The following is a 3388-nucleotide window of genomic DNA, read 5'->3' as shown; positions in this document are numbered from 1 at the left end:
GCTTGGCTATGAGTCTGGCCTGCCTAGCCTTGTTAGCATTCCTGTTATGGTTAGTAGATCCTCCTCTTCTAAAAGCTTCTCTTGTTTGATGCATCTTCCAAAGCCATCTAATAAGTTTCTGAGCAATGGCAACTTTAGCTTTTCCTCTAATCTTAGTGGAGCTGAGAATACGATTATACATAGCCTTATAAGTTGGGTCAGAACGAATCAAGGTATTAGCAGCCTCACACAATACCCATCTAAGAGTAGCAGAGCCAGCTTTGGAGATATTGCTGCTAGAGACTTTCCCAGCGCTTTCTTCAGTTCTTTGAGTAAGTCCGGTATAGGAAGCAATAGCATCAGCAGAATAGAACCTCGGAAAGCCGGCTACTTCTGCCAGGATGATAGCTGCTGTAATATCAGCAATACCGGGAACAGTTTTAAGCAACGCAACATCTTTCTTAAACTGTTCCATATCGCAGAATTTGAGAATACGACGTCTGATAACAATTCGTTGCCTTTCCAGATGTTCAATAGATTCAAGCAATTGAGAGAAAGAAAACAAAGCATTTGGAGAGAGCTTATCTCCACGAGCAAGGAGCCATTTCTGAGCGGAATCCCCTGTGATGCTTCCAGGTCCAGGAAAATTATGCTGCATAAGAATCCAACGCATTTTGATTTTAATAGTAGACATCATATGAGTAGTACTATGCCAGTGTCTTCCAAGTCTTCTGAGTTCTCTGATAGTTTTATCAGGGACAAAAGCCTGTGGGATTTCGTTCCTAAAAACAAGAAGAGAGATAAATTTAGCGTCGATTTTATCGGTTTTGGCGTGCCTTTTGCCGGCTCTGTATCTAAGTTCAACAGCATCGGCAAGCATGAGTTTGTCAACTCTTGGCTCAAGGAGTTCCCAGAGCCATTCATACATACCAACCGATTCGATGGCGCAATGAACTGGTGTAGGAAGGATGGAAAATAAATGAGTAATTTTATTAACGCATTTCGTAGACATGGATGTAACGTTAGTAAGGTATCCACTACTATCTCTAACACCGATAGTGAGGCTGGCTTTGTGAAGGTCGATACCAACAGATGTTTTTGGGGTCATTTTGTTTCTCCTTTTAAATTAATTGTTAGTTGGTTCAAGGGAACCACCCGCAGTGTAACACACCACTTAATGTCCCTACATTCTTTCACACTCATTGAACTGCTTGTTGTAATAGCCGTTATAGCCCTGCTTGCATCAATGCTGTTGCCTGCACTTCTTGGAGCAAGAGAAATGGGAAGGAGAATAAAATGTGTTAGTAATCTAAAACAGATGTATATGGCATTTGTTATGTATGCTAATGACTATGACGATTATGTAGTCCCCCTTCAAACTGCACCGTATTACGGCGGTCCAGCGTGGTATAAGGCAGATCAATTGCCTGTTTACCTGAACAAAAATCTTGGAACAAACCAACGCGTATTCAAATGTCCCAGTGATACTAATAAGAGTACAGTTATAGATTATAACACTATATCATATGGCTATAACTACTGGCATGTAGGACATCATGGCGGCGATATTTACGTAGGATATATCAGACTAAGTAAAATTGATGAGCCTTCGCGGACAATGGTTTTCGCTGACGGTTATGGATCAAACGAAGCCTACCGTATGATGATTAGAAACTATGGTTATGACATAGATACTGGCAGACATAATAATGGAGCAAATCTTGTTTTTTTAGACGGTCATGTTAAATGGTGCCCTGCCTCAGAGTTTCCTGAAGTTCCTTCTCCTCGCGGACGATTGAGGTCATCGCCATATAGATAGAAATGAAGGAGGTTAACAAATTCGCTAGAGAGGGCGTAATAAGTAAGATATCAGTTGTTTTAAAATGTTAGATAGTATCAAAAGTTACATGAAAGAGTATGAAAGATAATGCGGAGGCAGATGATAGGAAAAGAGACTTTAGGAAAGAAAATGATAAAAAAGATAGGTGAAGGGGAAATCATAAAACTTTTGAGTGATATTGTTTCAATCAGAAGTGATAATCCAAATAGAGAAGAGGCAGATAAACGAAAAACTGAAAATAATATAGCAAACTATATTACTGCCTATCTGAAAGACTTACATATGAAAGTGGAAAAAATTTATGTGAGAGATGGTCGTCCAAATGTAATAGGATATCTCAAAGGGGGAAATTCGACAAAACGTCTTATGCTTCAGGCACATATGGATACAGTAGGTATAGACGAGTTGAGTATAGAACCGTTTAATCCAATAATAAAGAATGGTCGAATGTATGGTCGGGGTACCTGCGATACTAAGGGTTCTATAGCTGCGATGTTATCTGCATTGAAGTTGTTAGAGATTAACAAGATCAAGCCAGATACAGATATTTATTTTGTAGCCACAATGGGTGAAGAGACTGGATGTGAAGGTTCAACCCATTTGATGAAAACAGGTTTTAGAGTTGATGCAGGAATCGTAGGAGAACCCACAAATCTTGATGTTATATTTTGTCATAAAGGAAGCCTATGGTTCAAGTTAATGGTGAAAGGTAAATCAGCTCATAGTTCAACACCTGAAAAAGGAGAGAATGCTATATACAAAATGAATAGAGTCATTCAGTTTATTGAGAATGAATTGACTGATAAATTAAATAGAAAAAAGGATTCTGTTCTGGGTAGCACCACTATAAATGTGGGAAAGATTAGAGGTGGAGAGAAGGTTAATATAGTCCCAGGAACTTGCCGGATTGAGATAGATATTCGTACCTTACCATCAGATGATCAGCCTAAAATTCTTAAAGACATTAAGGAAAATATTAAGAAACTAAAATATAAAGCTCAGAGATTAAAAGTAGAAATAACTGATGTTAGATATCATTTACCTCTTATGACAGATCCAGAAGAGAATATTGTAAATATATTATCTGATAATGTGAAATGTGTGATTGGTAGAACTAAAAAAAGAGGTGTGTCGTATTTTTCAGATGGTGGAGTATTTTCAGCAAACGGTATTCCTATAGTAGTTTTTGGACCTGGGAATATTGCTCAGGCACATACTGATACAGAATATATAGAGTTAAAACAAGTCTTTCAAGCGACAGAGATAATTGCCTTGACTATGATTAACTATCATTAGAAAAATAGATGCTATAATTTTCTAATGAAAATTGGTAGTATTGAGAGAGAAATAGCTGAAACTATTGGTAAAATAATGTAATGAGGAGGGAAAGCCACGATGATAAGGTTATATAGAAAACTGAACGGATTTACGCTTATTGAGTTGCTTGTTGTAATAGCCGTTATAGCCCTGCTTGCATCACTCTTACTACCAGCTTTGGCTAAAGCAAGAGAAATGGCAAGGAGCATAAAATGTATGAGTAACCTGAAGCAGATTGGACTAATAGCAACT

Annotated in this window: 4 protein-coding genes; 3 read left to right on the top strand and 1 reads right to left on the bottom strand. The window is 38.0% G+C overall.

Features of this window, described 5'->3' with window-relative positions:
• Window positions 1–1087: IS110 family transposase (locus Q7J67_06955; protein ID MDO9465017.1), on the bottom strand; the 1087-nt coding region annotated here is incomplete at its 3' end.
• Between the two features lie 69 nt (window positions 1088–1156).
• On the opposite strand from Q7J67_06955, the gene Q7J67_06950 reads away from it, so the two are divergent.
• The 3 genes from Q7J67_06950 to Q7J67_06940 all read left to right on the top strand — a co-directional run.
• Window positions 1157–1798: a prepilin-type N-terminal cleavage/methylation domain-containing protein gene (locus tag Q7J67_06950; GenBank protein ID MDO9465016.1), complete on the top strand. Its 642-nt coding sequence runs from the start codon at window positions 1157–1159 to the stop codon at window positions 1796–1798.
• 120 nt (window positions 1799–1918) lie between these two features.
• On the top strand, window positions 1919–3115 hold the full coding sequence (locus Q7J67_06945; GenBank protein ID MDO9465015.1) for a M20 family metallopeptidase: 1197 nt from the start codon (window positions 1919–1921) through the stop codon (window positions 3113–3115).
• A gap of 99 nt (window positions 3116–3214) precedes the next feature.
• A partial coding sequence (locus Q7J67_06940; protein ID MDO9465014.1) for a prepilin-type N-terminal cleavage/methylation domain-containing protein occupies window positions 3215–3388 on the top strand: 174 nt, incomplete at its 3' end.

It is taken from the genome of bacterium (assembly GCA_030652805.1).
In the GTDB taxonomy this organism is placed as follows: Bacteria; JAHJDO01; JAHJDO01; order JAHJDO01; family JAHJDO01; genus JAHJDO01.
Note: the sequence above shows the minus strand (reverse complement) of the source record. Positions and strands in the feature narration are given on the sequence as shown.